This is a genomic window from Streptomyces sp. NPDC005803 (assembly GCF_040630435.1).
Classification (GTDB): Bacteria; Actinomycetota; Actinomycetes; order Streptomycetales; family Streptomycetaceae; genus Streptomyces.
Genome location: NZ_JBEXXO010000046.1, coordinates 1 through 20953 on the forward strand (window position 1 = coordinate 1; position 20953 = coordinate 20953).

Below are 20953 nucleotides of genomic sequence, written 5' to 3' on the forward strand. Positions count from 1 at the left end.
GCCGCACGCACATGCAACGCGTCGCGGTCCGGGTCGGCGTAGACGGCCACGCTCCCGATCCCCGCGTCCCGACACGCACGGGCAACACGGACAGCAATTTCGCCACGGTTGGCGATGAGCACCTTGCGCACGATGGCTCCCTCCTTGAAACAAGCTGAGTTTAGGGACAACCGACACGGCCTTACGACCCGTCCCCAATGGTGAGCTTGCCCACACGGAGTGTGATGCGAGGCTTGCTCGAGTCGTGAAATCCCTTGTGGCACCACGGTACGCCGGGGACCATGACCGCACAGTAGCCACGAGGTGTGGTCCAGGTCTCTGTCGGTACGGGCAGCGACTCCCGGCGTTTCTTTGTGGGCTTCCTACTAAGCCCCGCGCAATTCTTTGCCCGACGCACCCGGGCCCGCACAAACGGGGTCCGCGCCGGGACGGACGGGGGCGCGCAGTCGGGCGAGCCCGCGTGCCGAAACCCTTGTCCGGAGGATTACCCATGAGTAGGGTCCGCGCTATCGCAGATACTGCAGGTAACAGGGGGTGAGCGCCGTGGTGCGCAGGCCGGTGGCTTTCATAGCCGCGCTCGTGCTGTTCGCGGAAGCCGTGGGCATCGTGATCATCAACGTGGTCCTGGGAACCGTCGTGAAGAACCAGGACATGTCCCTGGCGGGCACCGATCCCGGCGTCATGTCCAAGGGGACCTGGGTGCTGGGCGGCGTCTCGGGACTCTTCCTGGTGCTGTGCGGTGTGCTGCTCCTGCTCGCCGGCCTCCGCGACCGGGCGCCCGGCCGGATCGCCCGGATCGTGCTCATCGGCTGCGCGGTCGTCCACGGCGTGCTGGGCGCGCTGACGGTCGGTCTGGTGGGCTGGCCGGCGTTCGTCTTCATGATGGTGGTGCTCGGGCTGATCGTCCTGACCCTGGTGGCGTACGGCCCCCCGGAGGAGAAGCCGGTCACCGCCGCGGAGCCCGAGCAGCCGGCGGCGCCGGCCCCGGCCTGACGACCGGGGCTGTCCGGGCCCCGCTCCGGCCCGCGCCGTCCTGCCGGCCCCGCGCGGTCAGACCCAGAGGTCGGTGACCTGGATCCCCAGCTCGCCCAGCAGCCGCCGCAGCAACGGCAGCGAGAGCCCGATGACATTGCCCGGGTCGCCGTCGATGGAGTCCACGAACGGTGCGGAGCGCCCGTCGAGGGTGAAGGCGCCCGCGACATGGAGCGGTTCGCCGGAGGCCACGTAGGCGGCGACCTCGGCGTCCGACGGCTCACCGAAGCGGACCGTCGTGGACGCGGTCGCGGAGGCGGTGCGCCCGCTCGCCGTGTCGGTCAGGCTGTGACCGGTCCGCAGGATTCCGGAGCGCCCCCGCATGGACTTCCAGCGGGCCGTGGCCTCCTCGGCGTCGGCGGGCTTGCCGAGCGCCTCACCGTCCAGTTCGAGCACCGAGTCGCATCCGATGACCAGCGCCCCGGCGGCCTCCGGGCGCCCGGCCACGGCCGCGGCCTTGGCCTCGGCCAGGACGAGCGCGAGCTCGGCGGGTGTCGGGGCGCTCAGCGCGTCCTCGTCGACCCCGCTGACGATCACCTCGGGCGCGAACCCGGCCTGCCGCAGCAGTCCGAGACGGGCGGGGGATTGCGAGGCGAGCACGAGGCGGCGGCGAACGGGATCAGTCATGGGCGCCATCGTACAAACGGGGCCGGGGCCCCGGGCCACCTCACCGCGTCCCGAGCACGATCATCGCGATCACCATGGCGAGCGCGAGCACCAGCCCCGCGCGGCGCATCATGTCCTGGGCGTCGCGCAGTTCCTTGGGCGGCTTGTTCTCGGGGTCGGACCACAGCATGATCCGATCCTGCTGCGGGTGTCGCCGTCGCGCCTGAGTACCCGTACTCAGCCGTCTGGTGCGGACGGACCAGATCCTTCCGGTACGCGCCGCAGGCCCGGCCCCCGCAGGGAATCCGGGCTTCCGGCGACACCGTGCGGCTAACCGGGCCAGTACGTACGCGCCCAGGCGCGCGGGCCCGGCACAGGGCGGCCGCGCCGGGCCAGCCGGCCGGGGTCGGACCACTGCGCGGGCAGTTCGGGCGCACCGGACGACACGGCGGCCGCCGCCGCGGCGCGCGCCTGGACCACCGCGACCGCGGCGGCCAGCTCCTCCGGGGTCGGGTTGCCCCGTACGACCTTGATCATGGTCAGAACCCTTTCTAGAGGGGGATGTTGCCGTGCTTCTTCGGGGGCAGCGACTCCCGCTTGGTGCGCAGCTGCCGCAGCCCCTTCACCACGTGGGCCCGGGTCTCGGACGGCATGATCACCGCGTCGACGTAACCGCGCTCGGCCGCCACGTACGGGTTGAGGAGCGCGTCCTCGTAGTCCGCCATCAGCTCGGCGCGGGTCGCCTCCTGGTCCTCGGCGGCGGCGATCGTACGGCGGTGCAGGATGTTGACGGCGCCCTGCGCGCCCATGACCGCGATCTGCGCCGTCGGCCAGGCGACGTTGATGTCCGCGCCCAGGTGCTTGGAGCCCATGACGTCGTACGCGCCGCCGAACGCCTTGCGCGTGATCACCGTGATCAGCGGGACGGTCGCCTCCGCGTACGCGTAGATCAGCTTCGCGCCCCGGCGGATGATGCCGCCGTACTCCTGGTCGACACCCGGGAGGAAGCCCGGGACGTCGACGAAGGTCAGCACGGGCACGTTGAACGCGTCACACGTGCGGACGAACCGTGCGGCCTTCTCGCTCGCGTTGATGTCCAGGCAGCCGGCGAACTGCATCGGCTGGTTGGCGACGATGCCGACCGGGTACCCCTCCACCCGGCCGAAGCCGGTGAGGATGTTCGGCGCGAACAGGGACTGGGTCTCCAGGAACTCGCCGTCGTCCAGCACGTGCTCGATCGCGGTGTGCATGTCGTACGGCTGGTTCGCCGAGTCCGGGATGAGCGTGTCGAGCTCGCGGTCCTCGTCGCTGACCGCCAGGTCCGCCTCCTCCGGGAAGGCCGGAGCCTCGGAGAGGTTGTTCGACGGCAGGTAGGACAGCAGCGACTTCACGTACTCGATGGCGTCCTTCTCGTCACCCGCCATGTGGTGCGCCACACCCGAGGTGGTGTTGTGCGTACGGGCGCCGCCGAGCTCCTCGAAACCGACGTCCTCGCCGGTGACCGTCTTGATGACGTCGGGGCCGGTGATGAACATGTGCGAGGTCTGGTCGACCATGACCGTGAAGTCGGTGATCGCGGGGGAGTAGACCGCGCCGCCGGCGCACGGGCCGACGATGAGCGAGATCTGCGGGACGACACCCGAGGCGTGCACGTTGCGGCGGAAGATCTCCGCGAAGAGGCCCAGCGCCGCGACACCCTCCTGGATGCGGGCGCCGCCGCCGTCGTTGATGCCGATGACCGGACAGCCGGTCTTCAGCGCGAAGTCCATCACCTTGACGATCTTCTCACCGTAGACCTCGCCGAGCGAGCCGCCGAAGATGGTGAAGTCCTGCGAGTAGACGCAGACGGGGCGGCCGTCGACTGTGCCGTACCCGGTGACGACACCGTCCCCGTACGGGCGGTTCTTCTCGATGCCGAAGTTCGTCGAACGGTGCCGGGCGAATTCGTCCAGCTCCACGAAGGAACCCTCGTCGAGCAGGAGATCGACGCGCTCGCGCGCCGTCAGCTTGCCCTTCGCGTGCTGCTTCTCCACCGCGCGCGCGGAGCCCGCGTGGGTCGCCTCGTCGATACGGCGCTGCAGGTCCGCGAGCTTGCCCGCGGTGGTGTGGATGTCGATCTCTTCCGGCTCGGACATCGGGTGGCGGCTCCCTGCCTGGTCACGGGGACGACTCTGCTGCTGATCAGCTACTGCCCCGTAGCGTATCGGCGCGGATACGGTTCGGCAGTGCGTCGTTTGACACACCTAGGGTGGCTTGCATGACACCTCCGGATGCGCCACAGAGCCGTTGGTCGGACCTGGACCGGCCGCCCCTGAACGTCCCCGCGCTGCGCCGCGGACTGCTGCGGCCGGGCGGGCTGTGGACCGGCCTCGACGTCGTCGACCGCACCGGTTCCACCAACTCCGACCTCGCGGGGCGTGCGGCCTCCCTCACCGAGGGCACCGTCCTGGTCGCCGAGGAGCAGACCGCGGGCCGGGGCCGTCTGGACCGGGTCTGGACGGCCCCGGCCCGCTCCGGCCTGTTCTTCTCCGTCTACCTGGAGCCGGGCGCCGTGCCGGTGCAGCGGTGGGGCTGGCTGCCGCTCCTGGCGGGGGTCGCCGCGGCGACCGGCCTGGCACGGTCGGCGGGCGTCGACATGGCGCTCAAGTGGCCCAACGACCTGCTGGTCACCGTCGACGGGGAGGAGCGCAAGGCGGGCGGCATCCTCGCCGAGCGGGCCGGGGACGGCGTCGTCATCGGCATCGGCCTCAACGTCTCCCTGCGAGCCGACGAGCTGCCCGCCCCCACCGCCGCCTCGCTCGCCCTCGCCGGAGCGGTCTCCACCGACCGGGAGACGCTGCTGCGCGGCGTACTGCGCTCCCTGGAGCAGTGGTACGGGCGGTGGCGCGCGGCCGACGGCGACGCGGCGGCCAGCGGTCTGCAGGAGGCGTACGCGGCCGGGTGCGCGACGCTCGGCCGGACGGTACGGGCCCAGCTGCCCGGTGACCGCACGCTCACCGGCGAGGCGGTGGCGATCGACGGGGACGGCCGCCTGGTCCTGTCGGCCGACGACGGCCTGCGCGAACCGGTCTCGGCGGGCGACATCGTGCACCTGCGGGGGGCGGCGGGCGGCCTGACCTGAGCGGCACGCCGCCGGGCGGGACCGTCCGGCGGCCGCCCGGTCCCGCCCCGGTGTGGCGGAAGGCGCCCGACGGGGCGACCGGCCACGGCGTCCGCCCCGGAGCCGACCCGGTGCGGCGGCGCCCCTGCGCCCCGGTGTGTGGAATCCGCCCACCGGGGCAATCGCCCACGGCGTCCGCCTTGGGCCAACCCGGTGGGCTCGGTGCCCTGGCGACGTGAGGTACGGCACACCTGCCGTATCGTTGAGGCGATCCACCGACAGATCGGCAGGGCAGTGCGCAGGGAACGGGCAGGAGGCGGCTGGTGACCGTCGACGACGCGAACTCCGGCGCGGGCGCGGAGCCCCGGCCGGACTCCTCGGTCCACGCGACACCGCATCACGAAGTCGACCACACGGCCGAACCGACCGACGATCCCCTGGCGATCCGGCTGGAACAGCTGATCCTGGGCGCCGACCGGCGCTACACCCCGTTCCAGGCCGCCCGGACCGCGGGCGTCTCCATGGACCTGGCGTCCCGGTTCTGGCGGGCCATGGGATTCGCCGACATCGGCCAGGCCAAGGCGCTGACCGAGGCCGACGTCCTGGCGCTGCGACGGCTGTCCGGTCTGGTCGAGGCCGGGCTGCTCAGCGAGCCGATGGCGATCCAGGTCGCCCGGTCGACCGGGCAGACCACCGCCCGGCTGGCGGAATGGCAGATCGATTCGTTCCTGGAGGGCCTCACCGAGCCGCCCGAGCCGGGCATGACCCGCACCGAGGTCACCTACCCCCTGATCGAACTGCTCCTGCCCGAGCTGGAGGAGTTCCTGGTGTACGTGTGGCGGCGCCAGCTCGCCGCCGCCACCGGCCGGGTCGTGCAGGCGGCGGACGACGAGGAGATGGTCGACCGGCGCCTGGCCGTCGGCTTCGCCGACCTCGTCGGGTTCACCCGGCTGACCCGCCGCCTGGAGGAGGAGGAGCTCGGCGAACTCGTCGAGTCCTTCGAGACCACCTGCGCCGACCTCGTCGCCGCGCACGGCGGCCGGCTCATCAAGACCCTCGGCGACGAGGTGCTCTTCGCCGCCGACGACGCGGGCACCGCGTCCGAGATCGCGCTGCGCCTCATCGAGGCGATGACCCTGGACGAGACGATGCCGGCGCTGCGCGTCGGCATCGCGTTCGGCACCGTCACCACCCGGATGGGCGATGTCTTCGGCACCACGGTGAACCTCGCCAGCCGGCTGACCTCGATAGCGCCCAAGGACGCGGTGCTGGTGGACGGGGCCTTCGCCGAGGAACTGACCCGCACCGGCGACGCCCCCGTCTCCGAGGCCAAGGCCGCGGAGGAGGCGGCCGCCGCCGCCGAGCGGGCCGAGAAGGAGGGCGCGGACGGCGAGGAGCCGGCCCCCGCACCCAAGTACCGCTACGGGCTGCAGCCGATGTGGCAGCGCCCGGTGCGCGGCCTCGGCATCGTCGAACCGTGGCTGCTGGCCCGGCGCGGCACGTCCTGACCGCGCCCCGCCCTCCCGGCTGCGGCAGGGTCCGAGCCGGGCGGCCCTCTCCTCCCCGCTGCCGCACGTCCTGACCCGGCCCCCGCCCTCCCGGCCCCGGCGCGTCCGGACGGCTCCCGCGTCCTGCTGCGAGCGGGGTCCGGCCGCCCCTGCCCTCCCGCCCCGGGAGAGCTCTAGGATCCCTTCGGTAACGCTCGTTAACCGACAGGGGTGCAGCCATGACCGTCACGTCCGAGCAGCGGTTCGGGGAGTTCGTCGTCGTACGGGGCCACGAGGGCCTAGAGCACGTCGCCGAGCTGGTTCTCGACCGGCCCAAGGCCATGAACGCGGTCTCCACGGACATGGCCCGCTCGATCGCCGCCGCCTGTGCCGCGCTCGCCGCCGACCCGGGCGTCCGGGTCACCGTGCTCACCTCAAGCCACGAGCGGGCCTTCTGCGTGGGCGCGGACCTCAAGGAGCGCAACTCCTTCACCGACGCCGACCTGGTGCGCCAGCGGCCCACCGCGCGCGCCGCCTACACCGGGGTGCTGGAACTGCCGATGCCGGTCATCGCCGCGGTGCACGGCTTCGCGCTGGGCGGCGGCTTCGAGCTGGCCCTGTCCTGCGATCTGATCGTCGCGGACCGGACCGCCCTGGTGGGCCTGCCCGAGGTGTCGGTCGGGGTCATCCCGGGCGGCGGCGGCACCCAGCTGCTGCCGCGCCGGATCGGGGCGGCGCGCGCCGCCGAGCTGATCTTCAGCGCCCGCCGGGTGGAGGCGGCCGAGGCGCGCGAGCTGGGGCTGGTCGACGAGCTGGTCGCGGAGGGCGAGGACCGGGCCGAGGCGCTGGCGCTCGCCGGCCGGATCGCGGCGAACTCCCCGGTGGGGCTGCGGGCGGCCAAGCGGGCGCTGCGGCTCGGTCACGGGCTCGATCTGCGGGCCGGCCTGGAGGTGGAGGACTCCGCGTGGCGGTCGGTGGCCTTCTCCGGCGACCGGGCGGAGGGCGTGGCCGCGTTCAACGAGAAGCGGAAGCCGAACTGGCCCGGCGAGTGACGCGGGAGGAGGGTGACGCCGCGTGCCGAATCGGCGGCGCACTGCTCAGCAGCTGATCCATAAATCGTTCATGTCATCCCAAATGTAAATAAGCTGGGGCGATGGGCGGTGACGATGCGCGACTGCGGGCCGTGGTGTCGCTTGCGCAGGCGATGGCGGCGGCGCACACCCCGCGGGGGTGCTGGCGGGCGGCCGCGCTGGGGGCGTGCGAGGCGCTGGGCGGCAGCTTCGCCGCGCTGTCGGTGTGGGAGCGCGGGCGCGGGCGGCTGCGGGTCCTGGTCAACGCGGGCGCGCGGGCCCAGGGGGAGGAGGAGTTCCCCGACGAGGAGACGTACCCGGTCCACCAGTTCCCGGAGATCACCGAGTTCCTCCATGAGCGGTGGGCCGGGGGCGGTGAGCCGGACGCCTGGGTGGAGACCGCCGACGGACCGGTGGAGCCGGAGCCCGAGGCGGACGCGGGGGGCGCCGACGTGGCGGGTGCGCACGGTTACGGGCGCGGCTACTGCCACCAGCGGGTGGCGGCCCTGCGCCGGCGCGGGCGCGGGTGCTGCGTGGTCGCGCCGATCGTGCTGCACGGGCGGGCCTGGGGCGAGCTGTACGTGGCCCGGCCGGTGGGGGAGCCGGTCTTCGATCGCCGGGACGCGGACTTCGCCACCGTGCTGGCCGCCGTCGTGGCTGCCGGGATCTCCCAGACGGAGCGCCTGGAGGAGGTGCGCAAGCTCGCCTTCACCGACCCGCTGACGGGCCTCGCCAACCGGCGGGCCGTCGACATGCGGCTGGACGAGGCGGTGGAGCGGCACCGGGAGGACGGTTCGGTGGTGAGCCTGGTCGTCTGCGATCTCAACGGTCTCAAGTGGGTCAACGACACGCATGGGCATGCCGTGGGCGACCGGCTGCTGGAACGTTTCGGCTCGGTGCTGTCCCGGTGCGGGGCGATGCTGCCCGGAGCGCTGGCCGCCCGCCTCGGCGGGGACGAGTTCTGTCTGCTGACCCTGGGGCCCGGGGCGGACGAGGTGATCGCGGTGGCCGCGGAGCTCTGTGCGCGGGCCGCCGAGCTGGAGCCCGGCAACGGAGTCGCCTGCGGGCTCGCTTCCACGGGGGACCCGATCGGCCCGGTGGTCTCGGCGCGGCGGCTCTTCCGGCTCGCGGACGCCGCCCAGTACCGGGCGAAGGCGGCCCGCTCCCGCAGGCCCGTGGTGGCGGGGCGGGACGGCGAGGTCATCCGACTGGCCGACTCGCCGCCCAAATCCGCCCACGACCGCCGCCGGCTGCGCGGATCCGTCCCGGAGGCGACGGATTCGGTAAGGGGTCAACCCGACGACCACTAGTGACATGGCGGGTTTCAATCCGTACGCTTCTGAATATGGATATGCATACAGTCGTGGTGGGGACGTCCGGTACCACTGCTCAGGACGTCATCGCCGTGGCCCGCGGCAACGCCCGTGTCGAGCTCTCCGCAGCCGCGGTGAGCGCCCTGGCCGCCGCCCGCGAGATCGTGGACGCGCTCGCCGCCAAGCCCGAGCCGGTCTACGGCGTCTCCACCGGGTTCGGCGCCCTGGCCAGCCGCCACATCAGCCCGGAGCTCCGCGCGCAGCTCCAGCGCAACATCGTGCGCTCGCACGCCGCCGGCATGGGCCCGCGGGTCGAGCGCGAGGTCGTCAGGGCGCTGATGTTCCTGCGGCTGAAGACCGTCGCCTCCGGCCACACGGGCGTGCGGCCCGAGGTCGCCCAGACCATGGCGGACGTCTTGAACGCCGGGATCACCCCCGTCGTCCACGAGTACGGTTCCCTGGGCTGCTCCGGCGACCTGGCACCGCTCTCGCACTGCGCCCTGACCCTGATGGGCGAGGGCGACGCGGAGGGCCCCGACGGGACCGTGCGCCCGGCCGGGGAGCTCCTCGCCGCCCACGGCATCGCCCCGGTCGAACTGCGCGAGAAGGAGGGCCTCGCCCTCCTCAACGGCACCGACGGCATGCTCGGCATGCTCGTGATGGCCCTCGCCGACCTGCGCGGCCTCTACACCTCGGCCGACATCACCGCGGCCCTCTCCCTGGAGGCCCTGCTCGGCACGGACAAGGTCCTCGCCCCCGAGCTGCACGCCATCCGCCCCCACCCCGGCCAGGGCGCCAGCGCCGACAACATGCTGCGGGTCCTCGCCGGTTCCGGGCTCACCGGCCACCACCAGGACGACGCGCCGCGCGTCCAGGACGCCTACTCGGTGCGCTGCGCACCCCAGGTCAACGGCGCGGGCCGGGACACCCTCGCCTACGCCACGGTCGTCGCCGACCGCGAACTGGCCTCGTCCGTCGACAACCCGGTGGTGCTCCCCGACGGGCGGGTCGAGTCCAACGGCAACTTCCACGGGGCGCCGGTCGCGTACGTCCTGGACTTCCTCGCGATCGTCGCCGCCGACCTCGGCTCGATCACCGAGCGGCGCACCGACCGGCTGCTGGACAAGAACCGTTCGCACGGGCTGCCGCCGTTCCTCGCCGACGACGCCGGAGTCGACTCGGGCCTGATGATCGCCCAGTACACCCAGGCCGCGCTGGTCAGCGAGATGAAGCGGCTCGCCGTCCCCGCCTCCGCCGACTCCATCCCGTCCTCCGCGATGCAGGAGGACCACGTCTCGATGGGCTGGTCGGCCGCGCGCAAGCTCCGTACCGCCGTCGACAACCTCGCCAGGATCGTCGCCGTCGAGCTGTACGCGGCGACCCGCGCCGTCGAGCTGCGCGCCGCTCAGGGACTGACCCCGGCCCCCGCCTCGCTCGCCGTCATCGAGGCGCTGCGGGCGGCGGGCGTCGAGGGCCCCGGCCCGGACCGCTTCCTGTCGCCGGACCTGGCCGCGGCGGACGCCTTCGTCCGGGCGGGCAAGCTGGTCTCGGCGGTCGAGCCGGTCACGGGCCCGCTGGCCTGATCACGGCCGTACGCACGGGAGCGGCCACCGGGCGGACCCGGTGGCCGCTCCCGCGTGCCGGTCACACCGCAGGCCGTGGGCCTTCGCGGCGGCCCGAGTAGGTGACGAAACCTGCTCCGATGCCCAGGAACGCCGTCCCGCCGATGAGATACGGAGTCGTGTCGATGCCCGTCCCGGTGTCGGCGAGCGTGCGGGAGCCCAGCTCCGGACCGGCGGCGGCGCTGTGGCCCGCGGCGCCCGGCGCGGTCGTCGCGTCGCCCGCGTTGGCGGACGGGACGAACCACAGGGCGCACAGCAGTGTTCCCGCAGCGGTGGCGGTCAGGAGCGGGCGGCGCGTGATGGCCACGGAATCGATCCCCCTCGGGGCAGCCGTAAGAGAGAGGGCTCCCCGAATGCCGGGTCACCTCAGGCCTGTTGCACCGATGCTAATGAACGCAGCGGGTCGCGGGAAAGCCGTGGCGGCCGGGAGCTTACGCTCCGTTTCATGAGCACTTCTGAGTCATCACGGTTCGTACGCCTTCGGGTCGAAATGGTGTTGGAGATCACGGACCCCGACGCACTGAGCGGGACCGCGCTGGAGAGCCTCGCCGCCGAGTACGGCGAGCCCGGCGGCGAGTCCGCCGAGGAACGCACGCATGCCGAGACCGCGGTACGGGAAGACGGGGCGGAGGCCCTCGCCTCGCTGATCGACCCGTTCGACCTGGTCGGCGAGGTGCCCGGGGTCGAGCTGACCCAGGCGTCCTGGAGCAGCGAGAGCATCGACTACGACCCGGACCACCCGGACGGATGGGACCTCGATGACGACCAGGACGAGGACGGGGACGCGTACGACGACGTGTACGAGGACGACGGATCCACTTCGGGCGTCCCGCACAATGGGGAGGAGAACGAGGAAGACGGCAGCGCGGAGCGGCGGGCCTAGCGGGTGGGGACACCGGCCCCGGACCGCACCCCGGCGGACCGGGGCCGGTGTGCGTGAGCGGCCGGTGGATCCGGTCGCCGACGTGCTGTACAACCGGGTCGTGCACCGGCCGGCGCACCGGTGCGCGGCGGCGGGAACCACGGCCGCCCGCACGGCGTCGATGAGTGGTGTTCCCCACATTGCAGGCGGATGTGGAACGGGGCACCCATGCAGGGTGTTCTTGGTTTATCGACGAGTATCGCCTCTGGCGGTCTTGCTCGGGGTTTCAGGGGATTTCGGCAACGATGGAGAAGCGTGTGATGACGGACAGCAAACGGCGCAGGGGCCTCATGGCCGCGTCCGCACTGCTCGGCGGCGTGCTGGTGCTCACTGCCTGCAGCGACGGCGACAACGGCGGCCCCAGCCCCGACAGCTCGACGAAGTCACAGGCGGCCGAGGTCGACAAGGCGGCGGCCGAGGAGGCCTCCGAGGCGCAGATAACGATCTCCCCCAAGAACGGCGCGACCAACGCGAGCATCAACAACGACGCCAAGGTCACCGTCGCCAAGGGCAAGCTGACCGTCGTCACGCTGACCACCTCGGCCGGTGAGAGCGTCAAGGGCAGCCTCTCCGCCGACGGCACGAGCTGGAAGCCGGACGTCCAGCTGGAGCGTTCGACCACGTACAAGATCACCGCGACGGCGCAGGACTCGAAGGGCCGCGAGGCGCACGAGAACTCCTCCTTCACCACCGTGTCGCCCGCCAACAGCTTCATCGGGAACTTCACCCCCGAGGACGGCTCCACCGTCGGCGTCGGCATGCCCGTCTCGATCAACTTCAACAAGCCGATCACGGACAAGAAGGCCGTCCAGGCCGGCATCACCGTGACGTCCAGCAGCGGCCAGCAGGTCGCCGGCCACTGGTTCAACGCCCAGCGTCTGGACCTGCGCCCCCAGGACTACTGGACGGGCGGCTCCACCGTCACGCTGAAGCTGGCGCTGGACGGCGTCGAGGGCGCGGACGGCGTCTACGGCGTGCAGCAGAAGACGGTCACCTTCAAGATCGGCCGCAACCAGGTCTCGACCGTCGACGCCAAGACGCACACGATGACCGTCACCCAGAACGGCAAGACGATCAAGACCATCCCGATCTCGGCCGGTTCGTCGGACAACCCGACGTACAACGGCCAGATGGTGATCTCCGAGAAGTTCAAGGAGACCCGGATGGACGGCTCGACGGTCGGCTTCACCGACGACGACGGCAAGGGTGAGTACGACATCAAGGACGTGCCGCACGCCATGCGGCTGTCCACGTCGGGCACCTTCATCCACGGCAACTACTGGGGCGCCAAGTCCATCTTCGGCAGCGTCAACACCAGCCACGGCTGCGTCGGCCTCTCCGACACCAAGGGCGCCGGTGACCCCAACGAGCCGGCCGCCTGGTTCTACAACAACTCCATGATCGGCGACGTGGTCATCGTCAAGAACTCCCCGGACAGGACCATCCAGCCCGACAACGGCCTCAACGGCTGGAACATGAGCTGGGCCCAGTGGACGGCGGGCTCCCAGGCCTGAGCCGGCCGGCCACACCCCGCGGTCCCCGACGCCGAAGGCGGCGGCCCCCGGATCCTCGACGGATCCGGGTGGCCGCCGTCTTCGGCGTTCCGGGCCGTTCTCATCCCGCTCTCATCGTGGCTTTAACCCACCATCACAAGCGGTCCCTAGCCTCGCGCCATGTTCTTCACCTACCTCCGGCGCGAGCTGCGCCGCCGCAGAAAGGCGGCGCTCGTCGTCGCCTCGGGGCTCGCCCTCGGCATTGCGCTGGTCATCATCGTCAGCTCGGTCTCCTCGGGCATGAGCAAGGCCCAGGACAAGGTCCTGGAATCGCTGTACGGCCTCGGCACCGACATGACCGTCACCAAGGCCGCCGCGGCTCCCGGATCCGGTGGCACGGAGCGCCCCAGGTTCGAGTTCGACGCCAAGGACAGCGACGACGACGCGACGCAGAGCACGGACCGCGTCATGGTCCAGGGCTTCCAGACGCTGGCCGCCACCACCGTCGACAAGGTGGACCAGCAGTCCGGCGTCGCGGACGCCGTCGGCGGGCTGAGCCTGACCGTCATGAAGGTGGACGGCCAGTTCAAGCGCGGTGAGTTCAAGCAGGACGGCGGCACCACCCAGGGCGGCCGCGGCGGCTTCGGCGGCGGCCGGCCGCAGGGCGAGGTCAAGGGCGGCGGCGCCTCCTTCGACGTCAACTCCTACACGGTGTACGGCACCGACGTCACCAAGCAGGACCTCGGCCCGCTGACCTCGTCGAAGATCACCGCCGGACGGACGTTCAAGGCGACCGAGACCAACGGCAAGGTGGCCGTCGTCGACGCCGCGTACGCCAAGGAGAAGAAGCTCTCCACCGGCAAGACGGTGACCGTCCACGGCACCACCTTCACGATCGTCGGCGTCTCGACGGCCGACAGCGGTGACGCGGCGGCCAACCTCTACATCCCGCTCCAGCAGGCGCAGACGCTCGCCGACTCGAAGGACAAGGTCACCACGGTCTACGTCAAGGCCGCCGACTCGCAGCAGATCGACAGCGTCAAGTCCGCGATCCAGAAGAACATCACCGGAACGACGGTCACCACCTCCGCCGACCTCGCGGACACCGTGTCCGGCTCCCTGTCCACCGCGTCCGACCTGGCCTCCAGCGTCGGCAAGTGGCTCTCCATCGCCGTGCTCATCGCCGCCTTCCTGGTCGCGGGCCTCCTCACCTCCTCCGCCGTCAGCCGCCGCGTACGGGAGTTCGGCACCCTCAAGGCGCTCGGCTGGAAGAGCGGCCGGGTCACCCGCCAGGTCATCGGCGAAGCACTCGTCAACGGCCTGATGGGCGGCGTCCTCGGCATCGCGGTCGGCCTCGCCGGCGCGTACGCCGTCACCGCCGTCAGCCCCACCCTCACCGCCCAGCTCGGCTCGTCCGGCGGCGGGGGCGGCGGGATGCGCGGCGGCATGATGGGCGGCGGCAGGCAGACCGCGTCCAAGGCGCTCGACATCGCGCTCACCGCGCCCGTCTCCCTCTCGGTCATCCTGACCGCCGTCGCCCTGGCCGTGGCGGGCGGGCTGATCGCGGGCGCCTTCGGCGGCTGGCGCGCCTCCCGGCTGCGCCCCGCGGACGCGCTGCGCCGCGTCGAGTAGCCCCGCGCGGGATGACCGGCGACGGCCATCCCGCACCCCGCCCCCGCGATCCGCGACCCCGAGGCGGTCGCCCGGGGTCCGCGATCACCGTCCAGCAGGAGTCAGCCCATGTACACGCTTCAAGGCGTCACCAAGCACTACACCCGCGGCAAGTCCACCGTCCACGCGCTGGCCGGCGTCGACCTGACCATCGAGGACGGCGGCCGCCTGGTCATCCAGGGCCCCACCGGCGGCGGCAAGTCCACGCTGCTGCAGATGCTCGGCGGCCTGGACCGCCCCACGGCCGGCACCGTCGAACTCGACGGGGTGGACCTCGCGAAGCTCAGCGAGGCCAAGCTCACCAAGGTGCGCGCCGAGAACATCGGCTTCGTCTTCCAGAGCTTCAACCTCATCCCGACGCTCACCGCCCAGGAGAACGTCGAGACCGCCCTCGTCCCGCTCGGCGGCAAGGCGTCCGAACGGCGCAGACGGGCCGCCGAGGCACTCGACTCGGTCGGCCTCGGCGAACGGCTCGGCCACCTGCCCGGCGAGATGTCCGGCGGCCAGCAGCAGCGGGTCGCGATAGCCAGGGCCCTGGTCAAGCAGCCCAAGGTGCTGCTCGCCGACGAGCCCACCGGCAACCTCGACGAGTCCATGCGCGACGAGATCATGGAGGTGCTGGAGACCATGTGGAAGGAGCACGGGCTCACCTTCATCATGGTCACCCACGACAGCGCGATCGCCCGCCGGGCCCCGCGGCTGGCGACCATCCGCAAGGGCAAGGTCACCATCACGGAGAACGCCGCGGCCTGACCTGATCCGATCGCGGGTCCGCCGTCGTCGGCGGGCCCGCGCCACGGGTTCCGGCACGGTCCGGACGGGAGGCCCTACACCGTCCGCCCGGCGGCGGCCCGGCGGTGCGCCGCCAGATCGGTGCGGCGGACCTGGCGCAGGCCGGCCGGGTCGCCGCACGCGGCGCCCTCCTCGCGGGCCGCCCGCGGGCCGGGACCGCCCGCGCCGCCGTCGGCGGCCAGCCGGGCGCGCAGCCCGTACCAGGGCTGCAGGGGCAGCCAGCACAGTCCGTAGAGCCAGCGCCGCACCAGCCGGCCGGGGCCGGGGCGCCCCACGTCCGGCAGGCTCACCACCCGTATCCCCATGATCAGCTTCCCCGCGCCCGCGCCGACGACCGCGGTCAGCACCACCTGATTGAGGAACGAGAGGACGAGCACCGGCCCGATCAGCAGAACCACGACCCGGGGAACGGTCGCGGAGTCCGCGTACGGCCGGACGAGTAAGCCACCGGCGACCACACAGAGGTAGCAGTCGAGGCCCACGGCGAGGTAGCGGCGCATCTCGCCGGCCCGGGGCGGTGTGCCGGGCGCGGGCCGCTCCGCCCGGCCGGGGACGTACGAGGGCCCCGGGTGCCCGTAACCGAGCAGCGGACCGGCGGCCAACGGCGGTGGTCTGTAAGGAGTATGAGCGTTCCGGCCGGTGCGGTGCCCCCGTGATGTCGTCATGACGGAATCATGTCCGATCGCCCCTCGCCGCGGGCCCGGACCGCACACTGCGTGCCGCTTACCTCCGGGGTAATCGACGCCGTCCTCCGCCCTCGGCAGCATGGTGTCCACCAGCCGACACGACAGCCGGAGGACGAGCTCATGACCGCCTACGCGATCGCGCACCTGTACCCCGAGGGTCTGCCCGGCGAGGAGGTCCTCGACTACATCGAGCGCATCCAGTCGACGATGGACCCGTACGAAGGCCGCTTCCTGGTCCACAACACCCCGGTCGAGGTCATCGAGGGCGACTGGCCCGGCGCCCTCGTCGTCATCGCCTTCCCCACCATCGAGGCGACCCGCGCCTGGTACGCCTCGCCCGCCTATCAGGAGCTGCTGCCGCTGCGCACCCGGAACATGGCGGCCGACGTCGTGTTCGTGGACGGTGTCGCGCCGGACTACGACGCCTCGGCGTCGGCGGCCGCGATGCGGGCGGCGGCCCGCCCGGGGGAGAACACCACCCCCGTGGTGCAGCCCGCTGCACCCCCGGTCCGGGAGGCCGGTCCCTCGTACCGCCGCCCGGCCGCTGGAAGCATGAAGGGCACAGCCGGGCAAGGCCCCGGCGCCGTCCGACCGACCGGAGGAACCCCGTGAAGCCCCTGCTCTGGACCGTGCTCCTTCTCGCGCTCGTCGCGAACGTCTCGCTGAACTTCCTGGGGGGCCAGGAGGCGCCACACATCGCCCTGAGCGTCGTGTCGGGCGTGGTCGTGCTCGCGTCGGCGGTGGGCCTGTGGATGCGGCGCGGCCCGCGCGCGGACTGAGGACGGCCCGGCGGCGGACCTCACACCCGTCCTCACCCGCTTGTGAGGTTCACCACTTCGGGTGACTCGCGCCCCGGCCGCAACCTGGCCGATTCTGTCCGGAACCGGCCTGGAGGCGGGCGGTCACGGCCTTTCCGGGGGCGGGGCCGGGGGATCACCCTGTGGATGCCCGTGGAGCATTCCTTCGTCCCGCTGGGACACTCGGTACGCCACAACGGTCCTGTACGTCGCTTTCGTGAGCGCGGTATGCGTGATGTCGGGCGACGCCCTCGACGGCGAGGGGGACCTGGCGCCCTCGGGACGGGGCGCCTTCGCGCACGAGCCGACCATGGAAGGTCTTGATCAGATGACGGCCACCGCTGACTCCGCGGCCCCGCACGCCGCCGACCGCCTCATCGAGCCGCTGTACGCGGAGATCCTCCGCCGCAACCAGGGCGAGAAGGAGTTCCACCAGGCCGTACGGGAGGTCCTGGAAACCCTCGGCCCGGTGCTGGCCCAGCGGCCGGAGTTCGTGGACGCCCGCATCATCCAGCGCATATGCGAGCCGGAGCGCCAGCTCATCTTCCGGGTGCCGTGGGCGGACGACGCGGGCGACATCCACGTCAACCGCGGATTCCGGGTCGAGTTCTCCAGCTCGCTCGGCCCGTACAAGGGCGGGCTGCGCTTCCACCCCTCGGTCAACCTCGGCATCGTGAAGTTCCTCGGCTTCGAGCAGATCTTCAAGAACGCCCTCACCGGCATGCCCATCGGCGGCGGCAAGGGCGGCGCCGACTTCGACCCGAAGGGCCGCTCGAACGCCGAGATCATGCGGTTCTGCCAGTCGTTCATGACCGAGCTGCACCGCCACCTCGGCGAGTACACCGACGTCCCCGCCGGTGACATCGGCGTGGGCGGCCGCGAGATCGGCTACCTCTTCGGTCAGTACAAGCGGATCACCAACCGCTACGAGTCCGGAGTCCTCACCGGGAAGGGCCTCGGCTGGGGCGGCGCCCAGGCGCGCACGGAGGCGACCGGGTACGGCTGCGTCCTGTTCACCGCCGAGATGCTCCGCAGCCAGGGCGACAGCCTCGACGGCCGGCGCATCGCCGTCTCCGGCTCGGGCAACGTCGCGATCTACGCGATCGAGAAGGCCCAGCAGCTCGGCGCCACGGTGGTGACCTGCTCCGACTCCGACGGCTACGTCGTGGACGAGAAGGGCATCGACCTCGCGCTGCTCAAGGAGGTCAAGGAGGCCGGTCGCGGCCGTGTCTCCGACTATGCCGACCGACGGCCCGGCCAGGCCGTCTACGTACCCGGCACCGGCGTCTGGAACGTCCCCTGCGACGTGGCCCTGCCGTGTGCCACGCAGAACGAGCTCGACGAGGCCGACGCGCTGGCCCTCGTACGCCACGGGGTGAAGGCCGTCGCCGAGGGCGCCAACATGCCCACCACCCCCGAGGCCGTCCGCGTCTTCCAGGACGCCGGCGTGGCCTTCGCCCCCGGCAAGGCGGCCAACGCGGGCGGTGTCGCCACCAGCGCGTTGGAGATGCAGCAGAACGCCTCGCGTGACTCCTGGACGTTCTCCCACACGGAGGAGCGCCTCGCGGAGATCATGCGCCACATCCACGACTCCTGCTACACCACGGCGGAGCGCTACGGCAGCCCCGGCAACTACGTGGCCGGCGCGAACATCGCCGGCTTCGAACTGGTCGCGGACGCGATGCTGGCGCAGGGACTGATCTGACGGGGTCCCCGGCAACGGACACGGGGCCGGAACGCGCACGCGTTCCGGCCCCGTGCGCGTTCAGGGGCGTCGGGGGAACGCTCCTCGCGCTCCCCGGCACGGAATCGCGCTACTTCGCAGCAGGGGCGGGCCTGTGGCGGAACGTCTCCGCCAGGGCCGTGTTCGCCACCACCACGACGGCCATGACCGCCGCCGCCACCGGATGCCCCACCGCGTACAGCCCGAAGGCGCCGCCGCCGAGTACCACGGCCTTCACCACGAGGACGCCGGCCAGTGGCAGCCGGATGCGGGCGCGGGGTGCGGCGAACAGCCCCCACAGGGCGATGGCGAGCGCCAACACCCCGAGGACCAGCAGCAGTTGAACGGCGAGGCCGTCACCGAGGGTGAACCCCCACCAGAACAGGCAGGCGAGCGCCACCAGTTCCACGAGAAAGGCCAGTCCTTCGTTGGCGGCCCACCAGGGCCGCCCGGCCGACGACGGGATCACCCGTTCGTCCGCACGCGGTTCACGCACCGTGCCCCCCTTGCTCCACGTTGCCGCGAGCCTACCGGCGGGGGCGTCGTCCGGCCGTGGCGGCGTCAGCTGCCGGCCGGTGCCACCCCGATCGGGCACGAGACGCCCGTGCCGCCGATCCCGCAGTAACCCGCGGGGTTCTTGTCCAGGTACTGCTGGTGCGCCGGCTCCGCGGGCCAGAAGGTGCGGCCCTCGGCCGGGAGGATCTCCGTGGTGATCTCGCCGTAGCCGGAGCCCGTGAGTACCTTCTGGTACGCCTCGCGGGACGCCGCCACGGTCGCCGCCTGCTCGGGGGAGTGGGTGTAGACCGCGGAGCGGTACTGGGTGCCCACGTCGTTGCCCTGGCGGAAGCCCTGGGTCGGGTCGTGGGACTCCCAGAAGACCTTCAGCAGCTCGGCGTACGTGACCGTCCGCGGGTCGTACACGACGCGGACCGCTTCCGTGTGCCCCGTCAGGCCCGAGCAGACCTCCTCGTACGCGGGGTTCTCCGTGTAGCCGCCCTGGTAGCCGACGAGCGTCGTCCAGACACCGTCCGTCTCCCAGAACTTGCGCTCGGCGCCCCAGAAACAGCCCATCGCGAAGTCGGCGACCTCCAGACCCTCCGGGTACGGGCCCAGCAGGGCGTTGCCCAGGACCGTGTGGCGGGACGGGACGGTGAATTCCGGGGTGGCGCGGCCGCGCAGGGCCTCCTCCGGGGTGGGGAGCTGCGGGGTGCGGCGGTGCAGGAACATGCGGGGGCTCCTCCTGGGTTGACGTTCTGCCGGTACAACACCCCGGGAGCGCCACGGATTCCTGCCCCCGCGGTCAGCGCCGGGGGGTGCCGTCGTCCGACTCGGCGGCCTCGACGTAGGCGGCGGCCCGCTTGCGGGCCTTGAACCAGAAGTAGAGGCCGGCGGCGATCAGGATCAGGGGTATCAGGCGTGCCACGAAAGTACCGGTCCTTGTCGATGGGGGCGGTCGCGGTCGACGGGGGCGGCCGCGTCCTCGGGGTGCTGGCGCCTCCACGGTCGCACACCGGCTCCTCGCGGGGGCCTCCCCTACTGCGGCAGTGTGGCCGGGCTGCCGCCGTTCGCCTCGTAGCCGGCCACCGCCAGCGCCCGGTACACGGCGTACTCGGCGGCCGGGTCGGAGTTCGCCGTCCAGGGCAGCGCGCCCACGTGCCCGTCGATGTGGATCAGCTGGTGCATCGCCTCGGACCAGCGCTCCATCCGGACCAGGAACAGCACCAGCAGATGGCGGACGTGGGCGAGCATCGGGTCGTCGGCGCGGGCCGCGTGGACCGCGAACATCGCGCCCTCGACCGCCTTGGTCACCACCGCGCTCCGGTAGAAGCCCTGCACCAGATTGACCTCGGGCAGGTGCTCGTACACCGCGAACAGCGGCAGCGCGGCCAGCAGCGAGCCCTGCGGGGCACGGGCGGCGGCGGCCGTCGCGAAGCGGTCGGCCTCCTCGCGCGAACCGTGCCACTTCTCGCACCAGAAGTGCAGCGCCGCGATGTGCGCGCCCATGTGGGCCGGCGCCCGGTCGATGATCTTCGCCCAGAGCTGGTCGAACTGCTCGTGGGAGTAGCCCAGTCCGCGGGCGACGGCCAGCTCCACCAGATACGGGACGGGGTCGCCCGGCGCCAGCAGGGCCGCCTCGCCGACCACCGTACGGGCCTCCTCCAGGATGATCCGGAAGTCGTCCGTCCCGGTCGTCGACGAACGCCAGGCCTGCTGGACCAGGAACTCCGCGTGCACGGCCGCGCCCCCCGCGTCCTTCGGCGCCTCGGCCCGCCACTTGCGCAGCCATGCCCCGCCCTCGCCCGGCCGCCGCATCAGCTCCAGCGACGCGGCCCCGGCGAACGCCTGCACCCGCTGCCACCGCACCTCGCCGTCCTTCGGCGTACCGGACAGCAGCTGGGACGCGGCCCGCCACTCCTGGGTGTGCTGGACGACGTCGAGCACGTCGAGGAGATCCTGGTCCGGGCCCGGCATCCGGATGTCCAGTTCCTCCTGGCGCAGGAAGCCGTAGGTGTCCGGGTCGGCGGCGTCCGGGGAGCCGGGCGCCACCTGACGGATGCCACCGCGCCGGCGCAGCGCATAAGGGCCGACGACCGCGGCGAGCATGCACAGGGCGAGCAGGAACCACAGAATCTCCATGC

General features: G+C 72.2%; 23 protein-coding genes and 1 pseudogene. 13 read left to right on the forward strand and 11 right to left on the reverse strand.

Annotated elements, in window-relative coordinates:
- On the reverse strand, positions 1-131 hold a 131-nt coding region (locus tag ABZ454_RS37065), incomplete at its 3' end, for a biotin carboxylase N-terminal domain-containing protein (RefSeq protein WP_356325677.1).
- 403 nt (positions 132-534) lie between these two features.
- Between ABZ454_RS37065 and ABZ454_RS37070 the strand changes: the two genes are divergently transcribed.
- Complete coding sequence (locus ABZ454_RS37070) at positions 535-993, forward strand: hypothetical protein (protein WP_356325674.1); 459 nt, start codon at positions 535-537, stop codon at positions 991-993.
- Between the two features lie 57 nt (positions 994-1050).
- Here ABZ454_RS37070 and ABZ454_RS37075 read toward each other — a convergent pair whose 3' ends face one another.
- From ABZ454_RS37075 to ABZ454_RS37090, 4 genes are all read right to left on the reverse strand, one after another.
- On the reverse strand, positions 1051-1668 hold the full coding sequence (locus tag ABZ454_RS37075) for a nucleoside triphosphate pyrophosphatase (protein ID WP_359543893.1): 618 nt from the start codon (positions 1666-1668) through the stop codon (positions 1051-1053).
- 31 nt (positions 1669-1699) lie between these two features.
- Complete coding sequence (locus ABZ454_RS37080; protein ID WP_356325670.1) at positions 1700-1828, reverse strand: hypothetical protein; 129 nt, start codon at positions 1826-1828, stop codon at positions 1700-1702.
- Between the two features lie 140 nt (positions 1829-1968).
- Positions 1969-2175, reverse strand: a complete 207-nt coding sequence (locus ABZ454_RS37085; protein ID WP_356325669.1) for an acyl-CoA carboxylase epsilon subunit — start codon at positions 2173-2175, stop codon at positions 1969-1971.
- Between the two features lie 14 nt (positions 2176-2189).
- The gene (locus ABZ454_RS37090) at positions 2190-3773 is read right to left on the reverse strand and encodes an acyl-CoA carboxylase subunit beta (protein WP_356325668.1); all 1584 of its coding nucleotides are present in this window, start codon (positions 3771-3773) and stop codon (positions 2190-2192) included.
- A 122-nt stretch (positions 3774-3895) separates the two neighbouring features.
- On the opposite strand from ABZ454_RS37090, the gene ABZ454_RS37095 reads away from it, so the two are divergent.
- The 5 genes from ABZ454_RS37095 to hutH all read left to right on the forward strand — a co-directional run bounded on the left by ABZ454_RS37095 (position 3896) and on the right by hutH (position 10191).
- Positions 3896-4759: a biotin--[acetyl-CoA-carboxylase] ligase gene (locus tag ABZ454_RS37095; RefSeq protein ID WP_359543894.1), complete on the forward strand. Its 864-nt coding sequence runs from the start codon at positions 3896-3898 to the stop codon at positions 4757-4759.
- Between the two features lie 302 nt (positions 4760-5061).
- Positions 5062-6246, forward strand: a complete 1185-nt coding sequence (locus ABZ454_RS37100; protein WP_359543895.1) for an adenylate/guanylate cyclase domain-containing protein — start codon at positions 5062-5064, stop codon at positions 6244-6246.
- A gap of 218 nt (positions 6247-6464) precedes the next feature.
- Positions 6465-7277: an enoyl-CoA hydratase-related protein gene (locus ABZ454_RS37105; RefSeq protein ID WP_356325663.1), complete on the forward strand. Its 813-nt coding sequence runs from the start codon at positions 6465-6467 to the stop codon at positions 7275-7277.
- Between the two features lie 101 nt (positions 7278-7378).
- Positions 7379-8605: a GGDEF domain-containing protein gene (locus ABZ454_RS37110; protein ID WP_359543896.1), complete on the forward strand. Its 1227-nt coding sequence runs from the start codon at positions 7379-7381 to the stop codon at positions 8603-8605.
- 35 nt (positions 8606-8640) lie between these two features.
- Entirely contained in the window at positions 8641-10191 is a 1551-nt protein-coding gene (hutH, locus tag ABZ454_RS37115) for a histidine ammonia-lyase (RefSeq protein ID WP_359543897.1), read from the forward strand.
- 61 nt (positions 10192-10252) lie between these two features.
- Here the strand turns inward: hutH and ABZ454_RS37120 are convergent, their stop codons facing one another.
- On the reverse strand, positions 10253-10537 hold the full coding sequence (locus ABZ454_RS37120) for an LPXTG cell wall anchor domain-containing protein (protein ID WP_356325657.1): 285 nt from the start codon (positions 10535-10537) through the stop codon (positions 10253-10255).
- Positions 10538-10675: 138 nt separating this feature from the next.
- On the opposite strand from ABZ454_RS37120, the gene ABZ454_RS37125 reads away from it, so the two are divergent.
- From ABZ454_RS37125 to ABZ454_RS37140, 4 genes are all read left to right on the forward strand, one after another.
- Complete coding sequence (locus ABZ454_RS37125; protein ID WP_359543898.1) at positions 10676-11113, forward strand: hypothetical protein; 438 nt, start codon at positions 10676-10678, stop codon at positions 11111-11113.
- A gap of 284 nt (positions 11114-11397) precedes the next feature.
- Positions 11398-12666, forward strand: coding sequence for an Ig-like domain-containing protein (locus ABZ454_RS37130; protein WP_359543899.1), 1269 nt, complete (start codon positions 11398-11400; stop codon positions 12664-12666).
- Between the two features lie 159 nt (positions 12667-12825).
- Entirely contained in the window at positions 12826-14277 is a 1452-nt protein-coding gene (locus ABZ454_RS37135) for an ABC transporter permease (protein WP_359543900.1), read from the forward strand.
- A 108-nt stretch (positions 14278-14385) separates the two neighbouring features.
- On the forward strand, positions 14386-15069 hold the full coding sequence (locus ABZ454_RS37140) for an ABC transporter ATP-binding protein (RefSeq protein WP_359543901.1): 684 nt from the start codon (positions 14386-14388) through the stop codon (positions 15067-15069).
- Between the two features lie 74 nt (positions 15070-15143).
- Here the strand turns inward: ABZ454_RS37140 and ABZ454_RS37145 are convergent, their stop codons facing one another.
- On the reverse strand, positions 15144-15773 hold the full coding sequence (locus ABZ454_RS37145) for an RDD family protein (RefSeq protein ID WP_359543902.1): 630 nt from the start codon (positions 15771-15773) through the stop codon (positions 15144-15146).
- Positions 15774-15914: 141 nt separating this feature from the next.
- On the opposite strand from ABZ454_RS37145, the pseudogene ABZ454_RS37150 reads away from it, so the two are divergent.
- The 3 genes and pseudogenes from ABZ454_RS37150 to gdhA all read left to right on the forward strand — a co-directional run.
- A pseudogene (locus ABZ454_RS37150) lies at positions 15915-16250 on the forward strand (DUF1330 domain-containing protein); the annotation flags it as partial.
- A 152-nt stretch (positions 16251-16402) separates the two neighbouring features.
- Positions 16403-16573, forward strand: a complete 171-nt coding sequence (locus ABZ454_RS37155; RefSeq protein WP_359543903.1) for a hypothetical protein — start codon at positions 16403-16405, stop codon at positions 16571-16573.
- 346 nt (positions 16574-16919) lie between these two features.
- The gene (gene gdhA / locus ABZ454_RS37160; RefSeq protein ID WP_356325524.1) at positions 16920-18296 is read left to right on the forward strand and encodes an NADP-specific glutamate dehydrogenase; all 1377 of its coding nucleotides are present in this window, start codon (positions 16920-16922) and stop codon (positions 18294-18296) included.
- 109 nt (positions 18297-18405) lie between these two features.
- Here gdhA and ABZ454_RS37165 read toward each other — a convergent pair whose 3' ends face one another.
- The 4 genes from ABZ454_RS37165 to ABZ454_RS37180 form a co-directional block, all read right to left on the reverse strand.
- On the reverse strand, positions 18406-18810 hold the full coding sequence (locus ABZ454_RS37165; protein ID WP_359543904.1) for a YrdB family protein: 405 nt from the start codon (positions 18808-18810) through the stop codon (positions 18406-18408).
- A 65-nt stretch (positions 18811-18875) separates the two neighbouring features.
- Positions 18876-19541 (reverse strand): peptide-methionine (S)-S-oxide reductase MsrA, encoded by a 666-nt coding sequence (msrA, locus tag ABZ454_RS37170; protein WP_356325514.1) that lies wholly within the window; start codon positions 19539-19541, stop codon positions 18876-18878.
- Positions 19542-19614: 73 nt separating this feature from the next.
- Positions 19615-19737 (reverse strand): hypothetical protein, encoded by a 123-nt coding sequence (locus tag ABZ454_RS37175; RefSeq protein WP_356325512.1) that lies wholly within the window; start codon positions 19735-19737, stop codon positions 19615-19617.
- Positions 19738-19847: 110 nt separating this feature from the next.
- The gene (locus ABZ454_RS37180; protein WP_356325509.1) at positions 19848-20951 is read right to left on the reverse strand and encodes a hypothetical protein; all 1104 of its coding nucleotides are present in this window, start codon (positions 20949-20951) and stop codon (positions 19848-19850) included.
- Positions 20952-20953: the final 2 nt, after the last annotated feature.

Bases quoted from the DNA above. Each gene is read 5' to 3' on its own strand.
- ABZ454_RS37075 (WP_359543893.1), bottom strand. From the start codon at position 1,668: ATGGCGCCCATGACTGATCCCGTTCGCCGCCGCCTCGTGCTCGCCTCG.
- ABZ454_RS37080 (WP_356325670.1), bottom strand. From the start codon at position 1,828: ATGCTGTGGTCCGACCCCGAGAACAAGCCGCCCAAGGAACTGCGCGAC.
- ABZ454_RS37085 (WP_356325669.1), bottom strand. From the start codon at position 2,175: ATGATCAAGGTCGTACGGGGCAACCCGACCCCGGAGGAGCTGGCCGCC.
- ABZ454_RS37090 (WP_356325668.1), bottom strand. From the start codon at position 3,773: ATGTCCGAGCCGGAAGAGATCGACATCCACACCACCGCGGGCAAGCTC.
- ABZ454_RS37095 (WP_359543894.1), top strand. From the start codon at position 3,896: ATGACACCTCCGGATGCGCCACAGAGCCGTTGGTCGGACCTGGACCGG.
- ABZ454_RS37105 (WP_356325663.1), top strand. From the start codon at position 6,465: ATGACCGTCACGTCCGAGCAGCGGTTCGGGGAGTTCGTCGTCGTACGG.
- ABZ454_RS37110 (WP_359543896.1), top strand. From the start codon at position 7,379: ATGGGCGGTGACGATGCGCGACTGCGGGCCGTGGTGTCGCTTGCGCAG.
- hutH (WP_359543897.1), top strand. From the start codon at position 8,641: ATGGATATGCATACAGTCGTGGTGGGGACGTCCGGTACCACTGCTCAG.
- ABZ454_RS37125 (WP_359543898.1), top strand. From the start codon at position 10,676: ATGAGCACTTCTGAGTCATCACGGTTCGTACGCCTTCGGGTCGAAATG.
- ABZ454_RS37130 (WP_359543899.1), top strand. From the start codon at position 11,398: ATGGAGAAGCGTGTGATGACGGACAGCAAACGGCGCAGGGGCCTCATG.
- ABZ454_RS37135 (WP_359543900.1), top strand. From the start codon at position 12,826: ATGTTCTTCACCTACCTCCGGCGCGAGCTGCGCCGCCGCAGAAAGGCG.
- ABZ454_RS37140 (WP_359543901.1), top strand. From the start codon at position 14,386: ATGTACACGCTTCAAGGCGTCACCAAGCACTACACCCGCGGCAAGTCC.
- ABZ454_RS37145 (WP_359543902.1), bottom strand. From the start codon at position 15,773: ATGACGACATCACGGGGGCACCGCACCGGCCGGAACGCTCATACTCCT.
- gdhA (WP_356325524.1), top strand. From the start codon at position 16,920: ATGACGGCCACCGCTGACTCCGCGGCCCCGCACGCCGCCGACCGCCTC.
- msrA (WP_356325514.1), bottom strand. From the start codon at position 19,541: ATGTTCCTGCACCGCCGCACCCCGCAGCTCCCCACCCCGGAGGAGGCC.
- ABZ454_RS37180 (WP_356325509.1), bottom strand. From the start codon at position 20,951: ATGGAGATTCTGTGGTTCCTGCTCGCCCTGTGCATGCTCGCCGCGGTC.